This window comes from Corynebacterium sp. HMSC08A12, assembly GCF_001807485.1.
GTDB lineage: Bacteria > Actinomycetota > Actinomycetes > Mycobacteriales > Mycobacteriaceae > Corynebacterium > Corynebacterium evansiae.
The window spans coordinates 199,984-220,501 of sequence record NZ_KV789190.1; the positions used below are offsets into that span (position 1 = coordinate 199,984).

General features: G+C 63.3%; 16 protein-coding genes. 8 read left to right on the forward strand and 8 right to left on the reverse strand.

The window, feature by feature from the left end; genetic code table 11:
* Positions 1-122: 122 nt before the first annotated feature.
* Both HMPREF3166_RS09670 and HMPREF3166_RS09675 read right to left on the reverse strand, forming a co-directional pair.
* Positions 123-1,052 (reverse strand): MaoC family dehydratase, encoded by a 930-nt coding sequence (locus HMPREF3166_RS09670; protein WP_005295766.1) that lies wholly within the window; start codon positions 1,050-1,052, stop codon positions 123-125.
* Between the two features lie 44 nt (positions 1,053-1,096).
* Positions 1,097-2,443, reverse strand: a complete 1,347-nt coding sequence (locus HMPREF3166_RS09675; RefSeq protein ID WP_005295764.1) for a 3-oxoacyl-ACP reductase — start codon at positions 2,441-2,443, stop codon at positions 1,097-1,099.
* 200 nt (positions 2,444-2,643) lie between these two features.
* Between HMPREF3166_RS09675 and HMPREF3166_RS09680 the strand changes: the two genes are divergently transcribed.
* Complete coding sequence (locus HMPREF3166_RS09680) at positions 2,644-3,960, forward strand: acetyl-CoA C-acetyltransferase (protein ID WP_005295762.1); 1,317 nt, start codon at positions 2,644-2,646, stop codon at positions 3,958-3,960.
* 70 nt (positions 3,961-4,030) lie between these two features.
* Here the strand turns inward: HMPREF3166_RS09680 and HMPREF3166_RS09685 are convergent, their stop codons facing one another.
* Entirely contained in the window at positions 4,031-5,287 is a 1,257-nt protein-coding gene (locus HMPREF3166_RS09685) for a DUF4185 domain-containing protein (RefSeq protein ID WP_070489108.1), read from the reverse strand.
* A 61-nt stretch (positions 5,288-5,348) separates the two neighbouring features.
* Between HMPREF3166_RS09685 and HMPREF3166_RS10225 the strand changes: the two genes are divergently transcribed.
* The gene (locus HMPREF3166_RS10225) at positions 5,349-5,705 is read left to right on the forward strand and encodes a hypothetical protein (protein WP_070489111.1); all 357 of its coding nucleotides are present in this window, start codon (positions 5,349-5,351) and stop codon (positions 5,703-5,705) included.
* Between the two features lie 16 nt (positions 5,706-5,721).
* The gene (gene coaE, locus HMPREF3166_RS09695; RefSeq protein ID WP_070489113.1) at positions 5,722-6,306 is read left to right on the forward strand and encodes a dephospho-CoA kinase; all 585 of its coding nucleotides are present in this window, start codon (positions 5,722-5,724) and stop codon (positions 6,304-6,306) included.
* 4 nt (positions 6,307-6,310) lie between these two features.
* On the opposite strand, the gene HMPREF3166_RS09700 is transcribed toward coaE, so the two are convergent.
* Positions 6,311-7,255 (reverse strand): YdcF family protein, encoded by a 945-nt coding sequence (locus HMPREF3166_RS09700; RefSeq protein ID WP_070489116.1) that lies wholly within the window; start codon positions 7,253-7,255, stop codon positions 6,311-6,313.
* A gap of 87 nt (positions 7,256-7,342) precedes the next feature.
* Between HMPREF3166_RS09700 and uvrB the strand changes: the two genes are divergently transcribed.
* Together uvrB and HMPREF3166_RS09710 are read left to right on the forward strand one after the other, a co-directional pair.
* Positions 7,343-9,490, forward strand: coding sequence for an excinuclease ABC subunit UvrB (uvrB, locus tag HMPREF3166_RS09705; RefSeq protein ID WP_070489119.1), 2,148 nt, complete (start codon positions 7,343-7,345; stop codon positions 9,488-9,490).
* A 10-nt stretch (positions 9,491-9,500) separates the two neighbouring features.
* Entirely contained in the window at positions 9,501-9,935 is a 435-nt protein-coding gene (locus tag HMPREF3166_RS09710; RefSeq protein ID WP_070489122.1) for a universal stress protein, read from the forward strand.
* A 26-nt stretch (positions 9,936-9,961) separates the two neighbouring features.
* Here HMPREF3166_RS09710 and HMPREF3166_RS09715 read toward each other — a convergent pair whose 3' ends face one another.
* The 3 genes from HMPREF3166_RS09715 to HMPREF3166_RS09725 form a co-directional block, all read right to left on the reverse strand.
* Complete coding sequence (locus tag HMPREF3166_RS09715; RefSeq protein ID WP_070489125.1) at positions 9,962-12,277, reverse strand: HelD family protein; 2,316 nt, start codon at positions 12,275-12,277, stop codon at positions 9,962-9,964.
* A 133-nt stretch (positions 12,278-12,410) separates the two neighbouring features.
* Complete coding sequence (locus tag HMPREF3166_RS09720; protein ID WP_070489128.1) at positions 12,411-13,262, reverse strand: DoxX family protein; 852 nt, start codon at positions 13,260-13,262, stop codon at positions 12,411-12,413.
* A 118-nt stretch (positions 13,263-13,380) separates the two neighbouring features.
* On the reverse strand, positions 13,381-14,067 hold the full coding sequence (locus tag HMPREF3166_RS09725) for an MBL fold metallo-hydrolase (protein WP_070489130.1): 687 nt from the start codon (positions 14,065-14,067) through the stop codon (positions 13,381-13,383).
* 74 nt (positions 14,068-14,141) lie between these two features.
* On the opposite strand from HMPREF3166_RS09725, the gene uvrA reads away from it, so the two are divergent.
* The gene (gene uvrA, locus HMPREF3166_RS09730; RefSeq protein WP_070489132.1) at positions 14,142-16,988 is read left to right on the forward strand and encodes an excinuclease ABC subunit UvrA; all 2,847 of its coding nucleotides are present in this window, start codon (positions 14,142-14,144) and stop codon (positions 16,986-16,988) included.
* Here the strand turns inward: uvrA and HMPREF3166_RS09735 are convergent.
* Positions 16,967-19,348: a hypothetical protein gene (locus HMPREF3166_RS09735; protein WP_070489135.1), complete on the reverse strand. Its 2,382-nt coding sequence runs from the start codon at positions 19,346-19,348 to the stop codon at positions 16,967-16,969. The two genes, uvrA and HMPREF3166_RS09735, sit on opposite strands and share 22 nt — an antisense overlap.
* Positions 19,349-19,728: 380 nt before the next feature.
* Here HMPREF3166_RS09735 and infC point away from each other — a divergent pair, with 380 nt between their 5' ends.
* Both infC and rpmI read left to right on the forward strand, forming a co-directional pair.
* Positions 19,729-20,250 carry a translation initiation factor IF-3 gene (gene infC / locus HMPREF3166_RS09740; RefSeq protein ID WP_077536299.1) on the forward strand — a complete coding sequence of 174 codons (522 nt, stop codon included), beginning with the start codon at positions 19,729-19,731 and terminating at the stop codon, positions 20,248-20,250.
* Positions 20,251-20,282: 32 nt separating this feature from the next.
* A complete protein-coding gene (gene rpmI / locus HMPREF3166_RS09745; protein ID WP_005295736.1) occupies positions 20,283-20,477 on the forward strand; it encodes a 50S ribosomal protein L35 in 195 nt (64 codons plus the stop codon).
* The last annotated feature ends 41 nt before the right edge of the window (positions 20,478-20,518 follow it).

The window sequence follows — 20,518 nt, forward strand, 5'->3', positions numbered from 1 at the left end:
TTCCCTTTGCTGGGAGGCCGGGGGTTGATTCTGTTTTTTGGAGCGGACACAAAGAAAGGGCGCGCTCCCGGTTGCTCTCCGGTGGCGCGCCCTTGATCTAGGCGTGTAGCGCTAGGCGTGCTTTACAGCGCCTCGACCTTGCCCACAGCGTGCAGGGTCTTTAGCTTAGAAGCCTTGCGCAGCTGCAGATCCCACTCGCTGGGGCGCGGGTAGGCCTTGTCGCCCGCAGCCTCGGCGAAGAATGCCACGGTGGTCGGCAGCGTAACGGGCTTGGCGAACTCCACGCTGAAACGTGCAGCGGAAGGCAGCAAGCCCTCCAGGCCGCGCAGCATCGTGGCAGCGGACCACATGCCGTGCGCAATGACGGCCGGGAAGCCGAATGCCTTCGCGCCAACGCTGGAGACGTGGATCGGGTTCTTATCACCCGAAGCCTGCGCGTACTCCTGGATGTCCGCCGGGGTTACGCGGAACTTCGCGGACGGGGTCGCGTCGTACTCATCGAACTCAACCGGCTCCAGAATGCGGCCGTCGGTCGGCTGCTTGTCCTTGTAAGGCGAGGAGCTGGAAAGCTTCGCACCCTTAGACAGGAAGCCACTGGTCTGCTTCCACACGTCCTCGCCGTCCACAGAGACGACGGTGACGACATCCAGCAGCACACCCTTGGTGTGCGGACGCAGGTTCTCCGCGTGCACGCGGATGTCCAGCACGTCGTCCACGGTCAGGTCGCGGGTCTGCTCGATGCGGTTGGTCAGGTGCACCAGGCCCACGGCATTAACGGGGGAGTCCGATGCAGTCAGGATCTTCATGACGATCGGGAAGCTCAGCACGTACGGGTACGTGATCGGCAGCTCGTTGCGCAGTCGCAGGCCCGTTGCCGCGTTGTAGGCAGCCAGCTCCGGCACCTTGATCTTGACGCCCTCAACCTTGAACGCAGTCTTCGGATTGTCCTTGGCACTGCGGGGGCTACCCACGCCCGGAACAACATCCTTGACGGCATTGCGGTACTCGTCCATCAGCACTGGGATGGAATCCAGCTTCTTGTAGTCAACCACTGGTCGTGGCTCCTTTCTCTACAGTTCGCTTGACGGGGTTCGTCTTAGGCGCCCAGCATTGCCTGGCCACACACGCGAACAACGTTGCCGGTGACAGCCTGGGAAGCCGGAGCTGCGAAGTAGGCGATGGTCTCGGCGACGTCCACGGTCTCGCCACCCTGCTGCAGGGAGGACAGCAGACGGCCACCGACGCGGGTGCCGAACGGGATGGCGGCGGTCATCTGGGTCTCGATGAAGCCCGGAGCCACAGCGTTGACGGTGATGCCACGGTCAGCCAGCTTCTCGGAGAAGGAATCCACGAAGCCGATCACGCCGGCCTTGGTGGCGCCGTAGTTGGTCTGGCCACGGTTACCGGCGATACCGGCGATGGAAGCCACGCCGATGACACGGCCGTTGTCGGCCAGGCCACCGTTATCCAGCAGCTTCTCGGTGATGCGCACCGGCGCAGCCAGGTTGACGGCGATGACGGAATCCCAACGGCCCTCATCCATGTTGGCCAGCAGCTTATCGCGGGTGATGCCGGCGTTGTGGACGATGATGTCAATCGGGCCGCCGTGGCGAGCCTCCGCGTGCTCCTTCAGCTTCTCCGCAGCGTCGGCAGCGGTGACATCCAGCGGCAGGGCAGTGCCGCCAACCTTGTTGGCGGTCTCTGCCAGGCCCTCGCCAGCCTGCGGAACGTCCACGCAGATGACCTTCGCACCGTCGCGAGCCAGCACCTCTGCGATGGTGGCGCCGATGCCGCGGGCAGCGCCGGTGACCACGGCGATCTTGCCCTCGGAAGGCTTATCCCAGTTGGCCGGGGCGGTCGCGGACTGGGCGTCAACACGAATAACCTGAGCGTCCACGAAGGCCGACTTGGCGGACAGGACGAAGCGCAGGGTGGACTCCAGGCCAGCGAGGTCGGCGGAAGCGTCCGGGGCGGTGTACACCAGCTGGACCGTGGCGCCGCGCAGCAGCTCCTTACCGACGGAGCGGGTGAAGCCCTCCAGGGCACGCTGAGCGATGCGCTCGTCAGCGTTGTCAATCAGCTCCGGGGTGGTGCCGATGACCAGCAGGCGGGCGCAGGGCTGCAGCTGGCGCATGACCGGGTGGAAGAAGTCGTACAGCTGGCGGAGGTCTTCCGGCTTGGTGATGCCGGTGGCGTCAAAAACCAGACCGGCGTACTTGTTATCGCCAGCGGAGGTAGAGACCTTGTAGTCGTCGGCGAGCAGCTCCTCGATGCGGCCAACCAGGCGACCGGAACCGCCCAGCAGAACACGGCCGTCCAGTGCGGGCTCGCCCTCCTTGTAACGACGCAGCTTCGTCGGTACCGGCAGGCCAGCCTGCTTGGAGATCTTCTTGCCGAGGTCCGAGTTGATGAACTTCAGGTATGCATCCTGGTTTTCAGGCACTAGCTTTAACTCCTCATGTCTATATTTTCGCCACAGTGGGTGGCAATTCGGCGCGAAATATACAAGTCTTGTTGGCGATACGCACACGCGCGTTGCCGAGACAATGTATGTTCTCATGTATAACCATACGGTGTGACCGAGCACACCGTGTAGGAATACGTTCTTTCAATTCACATTCTTCGATGGAGTGACACAAAAATATGACTAACGGAGCACCCCGCAAGGTCGCCATCCTGGGCGGCAACCGCATCCCGTTCGCCCGTTCCAACAAGGAGTACGCGAACGCGTCTAACCAAGACATGCTGACCGCCGCCATCGATGGCCTGGTCGCACGCTACGGCCTGCAGGGCGAGGAGCTGGGCCAGGTCGTCGCCGGCGCCGTTCTGAAGCACTCCCGCGACTTCAACCTGACTCGCGAGACCGTCCTCGGTTCCGCACTGTCCTCCACCACCCCGGCCTTCGACCTGCAGATGGCCTGCGGCACCGGCCTGGCTGCCCTTGTACAGGTTGCAGACGCAATCGCCCTGGGCCGCATCGAGTCCGGCATCGGCGGCGGCGTGGACACCACCTCCGACGCACCGCTGGCCGTTAACGATCAGCTGCGCAAGACCCTGATCAAGCTGAACAACGCGAAGACCACCACCGACCGCCTGAAGCTCGTCGGCCAGATCCGCCCCTCTCAGCTAGCCCCGGAGCAGCCGAACAACGGCGAGCCCCGCACCGGCCTTTCCATGGGTGACCACGCGGCCATCACCGCCCGCGAATTCGGCCTGACCCGCGAGGAGCAGGACCAGCTGGCAGCCGAGTCCCACCAGAAGCTGGCCAAGGCATACGACGAGGGCTTCTTCGAGGACCTCATCACCCCGTACCTGGGCGTGCAGCGCGATACCAACCTGCGCCCGGACTCCAACGTGGAGAAGCTGGCCAAGCTGAAGCCGGTCTTCGGCAAGAAGGATGCCGAGCAGCACGGCACCAAGGCCACCATGACCGCCGGTAACTCCACCCCGCTGACCGACGGTGCTTCCGCAGTCCTGATCTCCTCCGAGGAGTGGGCCGCAGAGCACAACATCCCGGTCAAGGCATACCTGGTGGACTCCGAGGTTGCTTCTGTGGACTTCATCAACGGCCGCGACGGCATGACCCCGGACGGCCTGCTGATGTCCCCGACCTACGCGGTTGCGCGCCTGCTGAAGCGCAACAACCTCACCCTGCAGGACTTCGACTTCTACGAGATCCACGAGGCCTTCGCCTCCCAGACCTGCGCCACCCTGAAGGCTTGGGAGTCCGACGAGTACTGCCGCGAGCGCCTGGGCCTGGATGGCGCCCTGGGCGCCATCGACCGCGCGAAGCTGAACGTTAAGGGCTCCTCCCTGGCTGCTGGCCACCCGTTCGCCGCTACCGGCGGCCGCATCATCGCCACCGCTGCGAAGGTGCTGGAGGAAAACGGCGGCGGACGCACCCTGGTTTCCATCTGTGCTGCAGGTGGTCAGGGCATCGTCGCCATCGTCGAGCGCTAAAGCGCCGCTAGCCGCTAGCTGCTAGTTAGCTGCTAGCTTCTAGCGGCCAGCGGCCGCGAGCCGCCGGCCGCTAGAACACCTTCGACAGATCGGTCTTGTACACCACCGCGTTGTAGCTGTGCCACGAGGTGGCCACCCAGTACAAGTCCCCATCGGTCTGGTGTGGGTACATATACCCGCCGTAGATATCCGGCACCTGGGCCCTGGAGATCAGCGTTTTCGCGCTGCTCCAGGGCCCTTCTGGGCTATCGGCCTGGCGCAGCACCATTCCTTGAGTGGATTCGTACAGTGCCAACCACTTGCCGAGGTGCTCGTTGTACTGCACGGATAGCTCGGAGACCCGCCCGTCGAGCACCGGCTTTGCGGCGTCCATGCGGGAGGTCCAGCCGCTGCCGTCCCAGTACTCTGCAGAGCTGAAATCGGGGAACTCTGCCTCGCTAATGCGTGCCAAGCGCGCCTGGCCGGAGCGCCCCGACGGGGTGCCGTAGACGTACACGTAGCCGTCGTCGCCCGCAGCGGAGCCCTCCGGTGCCTTGGCGAAGGCGGTCATCTGGAAGTAGTCGTTGCCACGGCTGTGTGCTGGCAAGTCCGGCAGGCGGCTGTCCTTAGAAGCCACGGAGCTGGTGCGGTAGGAGTCCGGCACCACGGAGAAAGTCTTCCCGCCATCTGTGGATTTCGCCGTCGCGGCGTAGTTCGTACGCCACTGTCCCGGGCGCCCCCAGTCGCGCACGGACATGAAGTCCACGTACTGCGCACCATTTACCTCGATGCCTGCGGTCGGGATGATGGTCTTTTCCACACCGTCGATCTTTAGAGATTCAGGCAGGAACTCCTCGGAGTCCGCCCCCGTAGCAGGACCACCCAAGTGGATGCCGTTGGAGGGATCCATATCGTCGGTTTCGTACAGAGCATTGGAGTGCCAGCCGTTGTTTCCGGCACCGCAGCGGAAGGAATCACCGAACGCTGCCAGTACGCGCCCATCGCCGGAATCCCACATGATGCCCAGGTCTGTGGAGCTCAAACCCGTCTTGTCGGTGCGGTCGGGGCTGAAGCGGCCGGTGAGCATGTGCATTGCCTCGGTATTACCGGTGACCTTCGGCATGCCCTCGGGCTTGCCGGTCAGCCACTGTGGTTGGCCAAGGCTACCGGCTAGCGACCCGGTGCTGCTGGCGGCCAACCCATCGCTGGTGGTGGGAGCGTAGGTCCAGCATGGATCCGCCGCGGCGTGCCCCGTAGACAGGGCGGTCACGGCGGTGGCGGTGGCCAGGATCGAACCGGCGGTCAGGGTAGCGGCAAGCGAGCGGCGAGAGGCGGGAATCTTATGCATGCAAGTTATATTTGCATACAGTGCCCTGCGGCGCCCGCCGAGCTCCGCTATATTCTCGGCTATGGCTAATTCCTCTCGCATTGCTTCCATCGCCGTCGCTGCTGTTCTTACTCTGTCCAGCGCTGCGGGTATCGCTGGCGCCGCGGACGCTGATTCCGCACCCGAGACCCTCCAGCCTCTGCCGACCGTTGAGACCCCCAAGGCTCCTGCGTCGAGCGGCCTGGGCAGCTCTTCGCGCGTGCCGAAGGCCTGCCAGAAGCTGGACCAGCAAATCGAAGAGGTCCGTAAGCAGTGGGACGAAGCAGTCGCCGAGCAGGATATCTACAAGGCCAACGGCCTGCGCATGGAGTTCGGCAACCTTGCCGCCAGCTACTACCAGTGCCGCCTGGCCGGAAACACTCTGGTCGGCTCGCTCTAGGCGCTAGCATGGCCTCATGATCACAATTGGGCTGACTGGTGGAATCGGATCGGGCAAGTCAACCGTCTCTTCGCGGTTGGCGGAGCTCGGTGCTTTTATTGTTGACGCCGACCTGGTGGCGCGCGAGATCGTCGAACCAGGTCAGCCAGCATTGGCCGAGCTGGCGGAGGCCTTTGACGGGGTGCTGAACCCCGACGGCACGTTAAACCGGGCGGAGCTGGCCCGGCAGGCCTTTGCCACGCCGGAGGCGACGGAGAAGCTGAACGCGATCACCCACCCGCGCATCCGCGCCCGCACCGAGGAACTGTTTAAGCAGGGGAGGGAGTCCGGCGCGCAGGTGCTCGTCTACGACATGCCGCTGCTCATCGAAAACGGTGAGGTGGACAAGGTCGATCACGTGTTGGTGGTGGATGCTCCCGACGAGCTGCGCATCGACCGGTTAGTGCAGCACCGTGGTTTGGACGAGGATGACGCCCGCCGCCGAATTGCCGCCCAGATCGACCGCGCGACCCGCCTCAATGTGGCGGACACGGTTCTGGATAACTCCGGAACCGTGGAACAGCTACTCGAGCAGGTCGACGACTTCTGGGCCGGCCTCTAGAGCCCTACCAGAAGCGGGGGATGCCAGCGCCGAAGATCGGCGGCAGACCGTCAGCCACAACTGTCTCCGGGAAAATGAATAGCCCCACCGCGTCGCGGTAACGGGAGGTGCGCTCCTTGGCCAGGTTTCGCTGCTGCACGGGATCGGACTTGGAGGCCAGGCCGTAGACAGTGGTGCGCGGTCCGAAAGCAATGCGGTAGTCGCTTACGCCACGGTGCAGGTGGCTATCAGTAGTGGCGATCACCAGCTCGCGCGGCAGCGGATTGCCGTGGGGAGCGTTCTTGGCCTGCTCGTTCATCTTTCCGAACACCTTCGCGCTGTGCCACGCATTGCTGATGGTGGACCAGGAGTTGCCCTCCACGTGGATGCGCTGCGGGGAGATTCCGGCGCGGACAAGCCACCGCTTCATCGATTCGGCCTCCACGTGCCCGTGCTCGGTCTTGCCGCCGGAGGTGATGATCGGGCTGGCTGGGTGCTTCAACGCATAATCGCGGGCAACCTCCAAGCGGCGCTGCAGGTTGGGGTGCACGGAACCATCCGCGTTTAGCCCGTTACCCAGCACCACTACGGTTGCACGCGGGCTGGTGGCCTTGCAAGGAGCCTTCACAGGAGCCTCCAAGACCTTCAGGATGTGGCTGACCTCGGTGCGCCGGGCGGGGGAGAGCCGATCCAACGCCGGGCGTGGATTCTGGTTCAGATACTGGGCAGCGATGGCGGCCGCGGAGTAGGCGTCATCAACAGTACGAGCAGTACGCGCACCGCTGGGGCCTACCGGCAACAGCTCGCCAGGAATAACGACGGTGTTGGGGCCGATCGGCGCAGAACCGGCAACGATCGGCGGGACGGCGGGCACAGACGGTGCAGGTGCGGCGACGGCAGAGGGGGTAGCCAAGAGTGAAAGAGCGATGACAGGGGCGATAGCGGCGCGAGTGCGGGAGGAAAGCTTCATGTGACTTACCTTAGAGCGGCACCGGCAAAGGCGCTGGGCAGCCGGGGCGAAGGGGGGTTGTCCGGGGCGGCAAGTAGACTGGTGCGCATGGCCTTTGCAGCAGAACGTCCCGAATTGTCGTACTCCGAGTTCCGCCCCGTGGGGGAGGTCGAACGCTCGAATGCGAAGTTCGAAGTCATCAGCGACTACAAGCCCGCCGGCGACCAGCCGAAGGCGATCGAAGAGCTGCACCAGCGCCTTAACCGCGGCGAACGCGACGTGGTGCTGATGGGTGCCACCGGTACGGGTAAGTCTGCGACGGCCGCCTGGCTGATCGAGAAGGAACAGCGCCCCACCCTCGTGATGGCGCCGAATAAGACGCTGGCCGCCCAGCTGGCCAACGAACTGCGCAGCCTGCTGCCGAACAACGCGGTGGAGTACTTCGTCTCCTACTACGACTACTACCAACCGGAGGCGTATATCGCGCAGACGGATACGTACATCGAGAAGGACTCGTCGATCAACGAAGACGTGGAGCGCCTGCGCCACTCCGCGACCTCCGCGCTGCTGTCGCGCCGGGACGTGGTGGTTGTGTCCTCGGTCTCCTGCATCTACGGCCTCGGCACTCCGCAGTCCTACCTGGACCGTTCTGTGGTCTTGAAGGTCGACGAGGAGGTCGAGCGCGATCGGTTCCTGCGTCTGCTGGTGGATATCCAATACTCCCGCAACGACGTCGCCTTTACCCGCGGCACGTTCCGCGTGAAGGGCGACACGGTGGACATCATTCCGGCCTACGAGGAGCTGGCGGTGCGCGTGGAGTTCTTCGGCGATGACATCGATGCGCTGTACTACATCCACCCGCTGACTGGCGACGTGATTCGCCAGGTCGACGAACTGCGCATTTTCCCGGCCACCCACTATGTGGCCGGCCCGGAGCGCATGGAAAAGGCGATGCAGGCCATCAAGGAAGAACTGGCACAGCGTCTGGAGGAGCTGGAAAACCGCGGCAAACTGCTGGAGGCCCAACGCCTGCGCATGCGCACCGAATATGACCTGGAGATGATCCAGCAGGTGGGCTTCACCAGTGGCATCGAGAACTACTCCCGCCACATCGACGGCCGCGCCGCCGGTTCCGCGCCCGCCACCCTGATCGATTACTTTCCCGAGGACTTCCTCACCATCATCGACGAGTCCCACGTGACTGTCCCGCAGATCGGCGGCATGTTCGAAGGCGATATGTCTCGCAAGCGCAACCTGGTGGAGCACGGCTTCCGCCTACCGAGCGCGCTGGATAACCGCCCGCTGACGTGGGAGGAGTTCGACGACCGCAAGGGCCAGTGCGTCTACATGTCCGCCACTCCCGGCGATTACGAGATCGCCGCAGCCCAGGGCGAGTACGTCGAACAGGTCATTCGCCCGACCGGCCTGGTAGATCCGAAGGTGGAGGTACGCCCGACCGAAGGCCAGATCGACGACCTGATCGAACAGATCCGCCAGCGCACCGAGAAGAACGAGCGAGTGCTGGTCACCACCCTGACCAAGCGCATGGCCGAGGACCTCACCGACTACCTGCTGGAGCACGGCGTGAAGGTCCGCTACATGCACTCCGACATCGATACCCTCAAGCGCGTGGAGCTGCTCCGCCAGCTGCGCCTGGGCGAGTTCGACGTGCTCGTGGGCATCAACCTGCTGCGTGAAGGCCTTGACCTGCCGGAGGTCTCGCTGGTGGCGATCCTGGATGCGGACAAGGAGGGCTTCCTGCGCTCCGAACGCTCGCTGATCCAGACCATCGGCCGTGCAGCCCGTAACGTCTCCGGCGAGGTCATCATGTACGCCGACAAGGTCACCGACTCGATGCAGTACGCCATCGACGAGACCGAGCGCCGCCGCGCCAAGCAGATCGCCTACAACGAAGAGCACGGCATTGACCCGCAGCCTTTGCGCAAGAAGATCGCCGATATCTTGGACCAGGTCGCGGAGCTCGAAGCGGAGTCTGGTGCGGACGCCGCAGGCGGCGCCGGCGCCGACTCCAGTTCCGGCGGGCGAGGTGAATCGCCCGAGGCCGACTGGGCGCTGGTGCGCGGTTCCAGCGACGAACCCATGGCACGCCCGCAGCTGGAGAAGCTGATCCAGGAGATGACAGAGCAGATGAAGTCCGCGGCGAAGGAGCTGAAGTTCGAGCTCGCCGGCCGCCTCCGCGACGAAATCGCGGACCTAAAAAAGGAACTCCGGGGCATGATCGAAGCTGGGTTGTAATATTAGAGTTATGTACAACACAGTCGTGGTCGGAACCGATGGGTCGGAATCTTCTTTTCTAGCAGTGCGACGCGCCGCGGGCGTAGCCGCCGCCATGGACGCGGAGCTCGTCCTGGCCAGCGCGTATGTGGGGGAGCACGCGGATACCGCGACTAAGCAGACCACTGCGGTGGACGGGGAGATGTCTGCGGCTGAGGTGTTGGCGTCCGCACGAAAAGAGGCCGAAGGCGAGGGCGCGAAGAAGGTCCGCGCGGCGCTGAAGGAAGGCGACCCGGTGGAGGCGCTGATGAGCATCGTCAAGAGCGAGGAGGCGGACCTGCTGGTCGTCGGCAACCGTGGCATTAACTCGCTGACCGGGCGCCTCCTGGGCAGCGTGCCTGCCGATGCGGCGCGCCAGGCGGAGTGCGACGTGATGATCGTCCACACCGTCGGCACCAGGGACTAGCCCTTCCTGATCCGCGTTAGACCCGCCTAATCCCAGGGCAACGGTCGGGCATGCACGACCGTCAGGCCCTGGGTGGCGCGAGTCATGGCCACGTAGAGGTCGTTGAGCCCCTGGGGGGAGCTCTCTACAATGTCCGTCGGCTCGACCAAGATCACCTCGTCGAACTCCAGCCCCTTCGCGGCGGCGGTATCCACAAGCACAACCTCCGCGCCCGCTTTGTCCGTCATGGACTGCTCCGCTGCCTGCTCCGTCACAACGTCCTCTAGGCGCGCAGGGTCCGCAGTAATCACACCGATCAGGCCAGCTTCACCCGTGAGTTCCCGGGCCTGCTCGACCGCGGCCTGAACCTTTGAACCCAGATCTGCGCCCTCAACCGGCATGTACCGCACCCCGGTGCCCGATTCGCGCAGGGCCAGGGGAGAAGGCTGGGAGGGGTCGATCTCGTGCAACAGTGGCGCGGCTAGGTCCGCAATGTCCTTCGGGGTGCGGTAGTTCACCGTCAGCTGGTGCAGCTGCCAGCGGTCGGCCACGAAGGGGGAGAGCGCCTCCGTCCAGCTATCCACCCCGCCTGGATTGCCGGTCTGCGCCGGGTCGCCCACCAAAGTCATCCACTTATTCGGCGAGCGGCGGAACACCATCCGCCAGGCCATCTCGCTGAGCTCCTGCGCCTCGTCCACAATCACGTGCCCGAACGCCCACCGGCTATCGGCTGCCGCGCGCTCAGCGGTGGTGCGGTGGTCGCGGACTCGCTGGCGGGCGGCCAGCGTTTCGGCGTCGATAACGTCGTAGGCCATCAGCACTTCGGGCGCGAACCCATCGTCTAGATCCTGGCTGGCCGAGCCGGTCAGGATGTCCAGAGCCTCCTGCGCCTCGGTGATCTTCTCCAGCCACTGCTCTCGCTCCTCGGCGGCGGTTTCCTCGTCGGAGACGTAGCCCAGCATGTCGATCAGTTCGTCGATGAGCGGCGCGTCGGCGTCGGTCCATTCGCCGCTGGGGTGGGCGGCCAGGCCGCGGCAGGTGTCCTCGTCGTAGTCGACGGCGATGCTAGCCGGGTCCGCGTATAGCCGCTCCAGCACCTGGGTGGGGCGCAGCTCGGGCCAGAATTGCCCGAGTGCGTCCACGACTGCCGGATCCGCACCGAGTTCCTCGCGCAGGGTGGCGATGTCGCCCTTGCCCAGCAGGTTCTCGCCTCCCAGCGGGTCGGCGCCGATGCTCTCGCCCAGAGCCTCCGCCAGCGAATTCAGCCCGTGGTCCAGGAAGGCCGCCCTCGCATGGTTGTGCGGCTTGCGGGAGCGGCGCGCGCGAGTCCTGGCCGCCCGCACCATCTTCGGCGTGAGCTGCACGTTGAGCCCGTCGATGCTGATGTCGATGCTGTCTTCCGGCACGGTCTGGTAGGTCTTGATCGCATCAGCCAGGATCGTCAGCATTTCCGCAGACCCCTTGACCTCGCGCGCCAGCAGGTTCGTTTCCGGCACGGTGTGCAAGTTCGGCAGCAGGGTGCCGGGGGTTGCCAGCACCACGCCGGTTTCGCCCAGCGAAGGCAGAACCTGCGAAATGTAGGAAAGGAAGCGGTCGTTAGGGCCGATGATCAGCACACCTGTGTTATCGAGTTGCTCGCGCCATGTGTACAGCAGGTACGCTGCCCGGTGCAGCGCCACGGCCGTCTTGCCGGTTCCAGGCGCTCCCTGAACCACGGTCACGCCACGGTGGGCCGCGCGAATGATTGCGTCCTGCTCCGCCGCGATCGTCTCTACGATGTCCTGCATATACGCGGTGCGCGCCCTATTGACGGCATCGAGTAGCGCTTCTTCTTTGGCGACGCCACCTCGCGGCCCAGTACCTACCGCATCGGTCGGTCCTGCCGTGGTGGATAGCTGTTCGTCTGCCACGCTGCGCACCGTCCGACCACGGGTGGTGATGTGCCGCCGCGTGTGTACCCCGTCGGGGCGTAGGGTGGTGGCCAGGTAGAAGGGGCGGGCCAGGGGAGCACGCCAGTCCATCAGCAGGGTCCGCATCTGCTCGTCGTCATCGTGCAGGCCGATGCGCCCGATGTATCGGCGATCCAGGTGTTCGTTTCCGGGGACGGGGTTCTCCGCCTCCGCATCCTCCACGTCGATGCGCCCGAACATCAGGCCAACCTCTGCCGCGGAGTAGGAATCCAGGCGCTGAGCAATGTCGCGTGCCTCGCGGTCGCGCACCATCAAACCCTGTGGGTCGTCGATATCGGCCTCCAGGCGGACAGCCTTGAGCCGCTGTTCCAGCTTCTCGCGGGCCTGGTCTACCCGTTCTAGGAGGTCGTCGAGGTAGTGCTGCTCGGCAGCGATGTCGTCGGTGGGCGACAAGGTGGGTGGGGATTCCCTTCTGCGTGTGGGGTGTTAGGTATAGAGCACGCTAGTTTACTCCCTCCGCGATGCTTTCGATAGCAAAGAACCCCTGGTAGTTGAACTAACCAGGGGCTCGTAGTGCTTTTAGCTCTTACTTGAAGCGCTTTTGCGCCTGCTTCTGAGCCTTCTTTGCTCGCTTCTGGGCCTGCTTCTGCGCCTTCTGGGCGCGCTTGCGGGACCTCTTGGTGGCCTTCTGAACGTCCTTCTTCAGGTCCTCGGCGTCAAAGTCGTCCCATGCATCCTGCGCCTTGGCAGCAGCGGACTGTGCGTAGTCGGAAGCCTGGTCGCCGAACTCAGCTGCGCGCTCGCGCAGGTTCTCGGCTGCTTCCTTCCACTCATCCTGGTGCTCGTCAACGTAGTCGGCAACCTTATCCTGCACCTGGCCAGCAACCTCCTTCGTCTTGGCGAAGAAGCCCTGGGCCTGGTCGGAAGCGTTAGCGGCGAAAGCCTTGGACTGGGTCTGAGCATTCTCCAGCATCTTCTGCTGCTCAGTCTTGCCCGGCATTGCCTGCTGCGCACGCCACTTCAGGCCCGGCTTGCCGGCGGTATCTGCAGAGGTGATGACCAGGCCACCCAGCAGCGCCAGGTCGGTGACCAGGCCGCGGATCTCCTCCTTACGCTCCGCACCATTGGACGCATTCCAGAATGCGTGGCGGGACAGCGCGGTCGGGATCTGCACGGCAGCCAGAGTAGCGGCGGCCAGGCGCGGAGCCTTACCGGTGGCCAGCAGGGCGGAGGCGACGACCTTGGTGGTGCCGACCACGCGCACGGTGGTCTCGGCATCGTCGGGAATCAGGCCGGCCTTATCCTGCGGCAGTACGGAACGCAGGGTGCCGTTGATAGCCTTTGCATCTTCTGCGTACTCGTTGCTGTTCAGCAGCATCTGGGCGCCGTCAACGGCGAAAGCGGAAGCCAGCAGCGGGCGGGCAAGGGTACGGAACATTTGGGTCTACACACTCCTCATTAGTTGGTGGCACGACCCTTGACTGCGTTTAGTCGTGCTCGAACAATCTCCCAGGTTACCTGAATCAATCCCACCCGGAGCGGGAACCCGGGGTCATCTACCAGCCTCGCGCGGCCCACTCATCGACCTTGCCCTTTTCCTCCCCAACGGAGGTGGAATCGCCGTGACCAGGGTGGATTCGGGTTTCTTCAGGAAGGGTGAAGATCCTGTCGCGCACGTCGCCCAGGAGCTGTTGGAACTGCTCGGGACTATTTGTTTTTCCGACGCCACCCGGGAAAACACTGTCACCCACCCACGCTCGTGGCGCGCGTCCGTCGGCCAGATCCAGCACTGCCAAGCCGCCCGGGGTGTGGCCCCGAAGTTCGACTACTTGCAGCCCCAACTCCGGAAGTTGTGCGCCGGCCAGATCCAGCGGTTCCCGCTCACCTTCGTCGTTTCCGTACACCCGGTCCGGCGCCACGGGCAGCGCCTCGGCATCCAGGCGTGGCCCGTGGTGGCGGGCGCCTGTCGCCTTGAGGACGTCTGCCAGCGCGCGGGTGTGGTCCGCGTGCTGGTGGGTCGTGAGCACGTCGGTGATACGTACACCCAGCTGTTCGGCCAGGCCCAGCAGGTGTTCTGCATCGTCGGCGGCATCCACCAGCAGCGCCTCGCCGCCCCAGCACAGCAACCAACAGTTGTTGTCCATAGAACCTACGGTCGTCACTGCGTACGTATGGGCGTCAGAACTAAGAACCTGCACGTCGCGCGGTGCGGAAAGATGGCTAAATTCAGTAATTTGCTGCATGGCACCACACTAGCGATGTCCGGGCGATGGCGTAGACTAGCAGGGTTGATGCTTCAACAAATAAGGAGTGAATAGTGGCCGATCAGCTGATTGTCCGTGGAGCCAGCGAACACAACCTCAAGGGCGTGGATATCGACCTGCCGCGCGACAAGATGATCGTGTTTACGGGGCTGTCCGGCTCGGGTAAATCCTCCCTGGCCTTCGACACCATTTTCGCAGAAGGCCAGCGCCGGTACGTCGAATCTTTGAGCTCCTATGCGCGCATGTTCCTCGGGCGCATGGATAAGCCGGACGTGGAGCTGATCGAGGGGCTGTCCCCGGCAGTTTCCATCGACCAGAAGTCCACGAACCGCAACCCGCGCTCGACCGTCGGCACGGTTACCGAGATCTTCGACTACCTGCGCCTGCTGTATGCCCGCACCGGCATACCGCACTGCCCGGAGTGTGGCGGTGTGATCCAGCGGCAGACTCCGCAGGAGATTGTGGACCAGATTCTGGCGATGGAGCAGGGGCTGAAGTTCCAGGTGCTCGCGCCGGTAGTGCGCACCCGCAAGGGCGAGTTCGTGGACCTCTTCGAGGACCTGGCCGCGCAGGGCTACTCCCGCGTGCAGGTCGACGGTGCGGTGTACCAGCTGTCCAACCCGCCGACGCTAGAAAAGCAGGTCAAGCACGACATCGACGTAGTGGTGGACCGTCTGCAGGTAAAGGAATCCCAGAAGCAGCGCCTGACAGACTCGATCGAGACCGCCCTGAAGCTGGCCGACGGGATCGTGGTCCTGGACTTCGTGGGACTGCCGGATGACGATCCGCACCGCACGCGCCGATTCTCCGAGAAAATGGCCTGCCCGAACGGTCACGCGATCCAGCTGGACGAGCTGGAGCCACGCACGTTCTCCTTCAACTCGCCCTACGGTGCCTGCCCTGCCTGTGACGGCCTGGGGACTCGCCTGGAGGTCGACGAGAAGCTGGTGATCCCGGACGAGGACGCAGCCGTGGTCGACGCGATCGCGCCGTGGTCGTCTAGCCCGAACAGCAAGTACTTCACCAAGCTGGTGAACGCACTGGGCGAGGCGATGAGCTTCGACCCGAAGTCCCCGTGGAAGGACCTGAAGGCCACCCACCGCAAGGCCATCCTGAACGGCCACAAGACGCAGATCAAGGTCAGCTACCGTAACCGCTACGGCCGTTCGCGCACCTACAACGCACCCTTCGAGGGCGTGATGCCCTTCCTGAAGCGCAAGCTCGACCAGACCGATTCCGACTGGTCCAAGGAGCGCTACCGCAGCTACATGCGTGAGGTCGCCTGCCCGACGTGCGACGGCACGCGCCTGAAGCCGGAGGTTCTGGCCGTAACTATTGCCTCGGGCGAGCAGGAGCTGTCCATCGCCGAGGTCTCTGATCTTTCTATTGCGGACGCCAGCAGCTTCCTCGACAACCTTTCTCTAAGCAAGCGCGAGGAGATGATTGCCGGGGCAGTTCTGCGGGAGATCCAGGCGCGCCTGAAGTTCCTGCTGGACGTTGGCCTGAACTACCTGTCGATGTCCCGCTCCGCGGGCACGCTTTCCGGCGGTGAGGCCCAGCGCATCCGCCTGGCTACGCAAATTGGTTCCGGTCTGGCGGGCGTGCTGTACGTGCTGGATGAGCCTTCAATCGGCCTGCACCAGCGCGATAACGAGCGGCTGATCCGCACTCTGCAGCACCTGCGCGATCTGGGCAACACCCTGATCGTGGTGGAGCACGACGAGGACACGATCCGCACGGCCGACTGGCTGGTGGATATCGGTCCGCGAGCTGGCGAGTACGGCGGCGAGATTGTCTACCAGGGCGAGCCCAAGGGCATCCTCGAGGCGAAGGATTCCTTGACCGGCCAGTACCTGTCCGGTGAAAGGGTGCTGGCTGTCCCGGAGAAGCGCCGCCCGATCGATAAGGAACGGGTGCTGACGGTACACGGCGCCCAGGAAAATAACCTGAAGAACGTGGACGTCACTCTGCCGCTGGGCGTGCTGACGCTGATCACTGGTGTGTCGGGCTCCGGTAAGTCTTCCCTGATCAACGGCATCGTGGCGAAGTCTCTGAGCAACACCCTGAACAAGGCGCGCCAGGTGCCGGGGCACCACAAGAAAATCACGGGCACGGAGCACTTGGACAAGCTGGTGCAGGTGGATCAGAGCCCGATTGGCCGCACTCCGCGATCCAACCCGGCTACGTACACGGGCGTGTTCGACAAGATCCGTAAGCTGTTCGCCGAGACGACGGAGGCGAAGGTACGCGGCTACACCGCGGGCCGGTTCTCGTTCAACGTCAAGGGTGGGCGCTGCGAGGCCTGCCACGGCGATGGCACGCTGAAGATCGAGATGAACTTCCTGCCCGACGTGTACGTGCCCTGCGAAGTCTGCGAGGGCGCTCGCTACAACCGCGAGACGCTGGAGGTCCAGTACAAGGGCAAGTCCATCGCAGAGGTGCTGGACATGCCGATTTCCGAGGCAGCGGAGTTCTTCGAGCCCGTCACGTCAATTTCCCGCTACCTGAACACCCTGGTGGATGTAGGCCTGGGGTACGTCCGCCTGGGACAGGCAGCCACCACCTTGTCCGGCGGTGAGGCACAGCGCGTGAAGCTAGCCGCCGAGCTGCAGAAGCGTTCCAATGGTCGGACGGTGTACATCCTCGACGAGCCGACCACCGGCCTGCATTTCGAGGACATCCGCAAGCTGATGCTGGTGATCCAGGGGCTCGTGGACAAGGGCAATAGCGTGTTCATTATCGAGCACAACCTGGACGTCATTAAGGCTGCCGACTGGATTGTGGACATGGGGCCGGAGGGCGGCTCCGGCGGTGGCACCGTCGTTGCCGAGGGAACCCCGGAGCAGGTTGCGGAGGTGGAGGCCTCCCACACCGGCCGCTACCTGCGGTCCATGCTCTGATCCTGCATCCGGGGCTGCTGAGGTTGCTGAGGCTGTTGCTGCATCGACGGCTGTGGTTGTTGAGATTGTTGTGGCATCGGTGGCTGAGGCTGCGGCATTCGCGACTGCGGGGGAGTCTTGTTGGGCTTCTCGCGGGTGATAGCGGCAACCAGTAGCACCATGCCGCAAATGAGGAACGCCAGGGCCTGCACAAGCCCACCGAGTACGGACAGGTCGTAGAAGACCAGCTTGGCGGTGGCAATGATCGCCAGCAGAAGACCGGGCTTGGAGTTGTTGCGGTACAGCAGGTACACGGCGCCCAACATCCAGCTGACGGAGATCAGCACGTGCGCCACCATGAATGAAAGCTTCGTGGTGGAGATAGCCATAGCGACGGCGGGGATTGCGGAGGAGGCGAGCACAAGGGTGACTACGCCGATAACCAACATCGTCACTTCCGAGTTGGACTGCTTACCCGGAATCTCGCGTCCAGCGATTCCGCGCAGGCCGGTCTCGAGGAGGTATTGGTGGCGATACAGAAGCGCCACCGCTAGCGCGAGGCTGACTACTAGGACGATCGCCGAGTCCGGAACACGCATGCTATCCGCCCCGACCCAGCTGCGCGGTGCGTAGGTGAACACCGCTAGGAAAGAGCACATTAGCGAGATCCATGCGACATTCTTAGGCATGCGCGGCAATCCCCATACAACGGCTGCGGTGTATAGCAGCAGACCCACAGCGACGATGATGCTTCCGTAGCCAAACGCCGAGGCCTCAGCGGGGGAATGCCGTAGTTCAGAATCCAATGCGTACCACTGGAAGAAGCGGATGATGAAGACAATGGGGAAAGTGCCGGCGGAGATTATGAAAGCGAACGCGTTGGCCAGCTGTGGTGGAAGCGGTTCTGTTCCTGGAATCTGGAAGTCCGCTTGGAAGATGCCGCCGTTGACGCGAGCGATGATGTATGCGCACGCAGTTACTAGGGAAATAAAGACAATAGCCGCCCAGGAATTGCTGGACAACAGGCACACCGACGGAATGATCACCACGGCTACTACGCCGCTGAGGTGAAGCTGACGGGATGCAAACGGTGGGACGAAGCTGATAATCGTCACGAGCGCGAAGCCCACCACGCCGAGCAGGAACGTCGTAAGTATGAAGGGTGCACTCAGCAGCATCGCGCAGATGTAAGTAATGGTCGCGGTGGTCTGAAGCTTGAACCACGGGCGGCCCCAACGGGCTGCGAAGCCGCAGATAGCGGCGGCGATCAAGCTGCCAGCGAAGTAACCATTGTGAATTTCGCGTTGCACTTCCTGGTCGGCGGGGAACATAGAGAGGAAGTTCGCTGCCGCCGGCAGGATGAATAGAGGCGCAAAGGCGGTGACGACCACCGCGAGGACTTCCTTCTTCCAGGCATATGCCAGAGCCAATGCGCCGGCACATATGACCACCGTCAGCACGCTACCGAGCGCCTCACCGAACCATCCCAGGTTGAACACCGCGACCCAGAGGTCCGCCAAACCGCCCAGTGTGGCAACTATCAATAGCGCCGAGGAGCTCACTCCGTCTGGTTGCTTCTTGTGCACGATTGTCGACGTCACGGCCAAACCGCCACAGATCACCGCAGCGAGAATGACCGCTCCCTCCGGAGTAAGGATTCCGGAAGCATAGGCCAATAGAGCCAGGAAGGTGAGGCCGACAACCGTGATGGAGCCGCCGATGATCGCCAGCAGGCGAGTGACCAGGTCCTCCTTTTCCCACCACTGTTGCAGCTTGTTCGGCTCCTTTGGCTCCTGCTGCTTCGCTGCTGGTTGGGGCTGTGGCTTAGGGGCAGCTGGTCGCGATGCCTGCGGACGCGGAGCCTGAGGTTGCGATGCCTGCGGACGGGGTGCCTGAGGTCGCGACGCCTGCGGACGCGCTGGCGCTTGCTGCTTTGGCGGAGCGAACTCGTGGCGCGGCGGTTGTGCAGGGCGCGCCGGGTGGTGCTGCGCCTGTTGTGGCTGCTGTTGACGCTGAGCCGGCGTGGATTTAGGTTGTGCAGGCTGAGGCTTGGGAGCTTGAGTCTGCTCCATCTTGCGTTCAGCCGACCGTTCAGCTGGAGCAGGGGAGTGCTTCTGTGGAACCTGAGCTTTTGGAGCCTGACGCGGCGGAGCTTGTAAGTCCGGTTTGGAGCGCGGGGGAGGTGAGGCTGGGGGTGTCACTAAGGAAGAAGAAGGAGCAGCGGCTCGTTGTGCCTGCGAGAGCCTTTGTTGATTTAGGGCGACCTCCCGCAGAATGGCGATCATCTGCGTTTGCGCCTGCACCTGCGAGCGGGCAAGGTCATCGATACGCCTAATGAGGTCGTTGGTGGGCTGTGCGGATCCGTTAGAAGAGTTGTTCATGGCTCAAAAGCTTATTCTTATTCGGCGCGCCAGGGGCGCAGTATCGGTTTTGGTAAATGCTCGGACGATTGTTATACTTCCAAGCACTACCGTCTCGTTCCGGCAGTTTGAGTCGCTTTAATCTCAAATTCGTCTCAAACAAACGGAAACGGGCTGCAAGTGGAGATTCCTTCTCCCACCTTGAGACCGCCTTTAGAGGTTGGGCTCGGGTCGTAGCCACAGGCACGGATGGGTTCATGAGAATCCAGAAGTGTAATGCGTGATGCAGGGCAGTTGTTCCCGCCGGCGCAAAGTGGCTGTGATTGTGGGGGAACACAGGGGATCTTCAGTACTGCAGGGGTCGGTAAGACATTAACCAAAACTGCTACTGAGGAGTTCACATTAGCGCAGAAGCTCGCATCAACGACCGTATTCGAGTCCCTGAGGTCCGACTCGTCGGTCCAGGCGGCGAACAGGTCGGTATCGTCAAAACAGACGATGCGCGAAAGCTGGCCTATGAAGCTGACCTCGACCTTGTAGAGGTTGCACCGAACGCCAAGCCGCCCGTGGCAAAGATCATGGACTACGGCAAGTTCAAGTACGAGCAGGCCCAGAAGGCCCGCGAAGCTCGTAAGAACCAGCAGCAGACCGTGGTGAAGGAACAGAAGTTCCGTCCGAAGATCGACGACCACGACTACGAGACCAAGAAGGGCAACGTCATTCGTTTCCTGGAGAAGGGCTCCAAGGTCAAGGTCACGATCATGTTCCGCGGGCGTGAGCAGTCTCGCCCGGAGCTTGGGTTCCGGTTGCTTGAGCGACTGGCAAACGACGTCGAGGAGTACGGCGTAGTTGAGACCCGCGCCAAGCAAGACGGTCGCAACATGACCATGGTGCTGGGCCCGGTCCGCAAGGGCAAGAAGTAGTAACAGAACTAGTTGTTAGAGGTTTTTCACCAATGAAGCAGAAGACTCACAAGGGTGCCGCAAAGCGCATCAAGATCTCCGGTTCCGGCAAGCTGCGTCGCGAGCAGGCTAACCGCCGCCACCTGCTGGAGGGCAAGCCCTCCAAGCGCACCCGTCGCCTGAAGGGCACCGAGGACGTCGCTCCGGCCGATGTCAAGCGCATGAAGCGTCTGCTGGGCAAGGCATAACTTAAAGCCCACTTTTCCACCCCTATTCACCCAACCGCGTC

Bases quoted from the DNA above. Each gene is read 5' to 3' on its own strand.
- HMPREF3166_RS09725 (WP_070489130.1), bottom strand. From the start codon at position 14,067: ATGCAGCAAATTACTGAATTTAGCCATCTTTCCGCACCGCGCGACGTG.
- HMPREF3166_RS09720 (WP_070489128.1), bottom strand. From the start codon at position 13,262: ATGTTCCGTACCCTTGCCCGCCCGCTGCTGGCTTCCGCTTTCGCCGTT.
- HMPREF3166_RS09700 (WP_070489116.1), bottom strand. From the start codon at position 7,255: ATGAAGCTTTCCTCCCGCACTCGCGCCGCTATCGCCCCTGTCATCGCT.
- HMPREF3166_RS09735 (WP_070489135.1), bottom strand. From the start codon at position 19,348: ATGAACAACTCTTCTAACGGATCCGCACAGCCCACCAACGACCTCATT.
- HMPREF3166_RS10225 (WP_070489111.1), top strand. From the start codon at position 5,349: ATGGCTAATTCCTCTCGCATTGCTTCCATCGCCGTCGCTGCTGTTCTT.
- HMPREF3166_RS09710 (WP_070489122.1), top strand. From the start codon at position 9,501: ATGTACAACACAGTCGTGGTCGGAACCGATGGGTCGGAATCTTCTTTT.
- rpmI (WP_005295736.1), top strand. From the start codon at position 20,283: ATGAAGCAGAAGACTCACAAGGGTGCCGCAAAGCGCATCAAGATCTCC.
- uvrB (WP_070489119.1), top strand. From the start codon at position 7,343: ATGGCCTTTGCAGCAGAACGTCCCGAATTGTCGTACTCCGAGTTCCGC.
- HMPREF3166_RS09680 (WP_005295762.1), top strand. From the start codon at position 2,644: ATGACTAACGGAGCACCCCGCAAGGTCGCCATCCTGGGCGGCAACCGC.
- HMPREF3166_RS09685 (WP_070489108.1), bottom strand. From the start codon at position 5,287: ATGCATAAGATTCCCGCCTCTCGCCGCTCGCTTGCCGCTACCCTGACC.
- coaE (WP_070489113.1), top strand. From the start codon at position 5,722: ATGATCACAATTGGGCTGACTGGTGGAATCGGATCGGGCAAGTCAACC.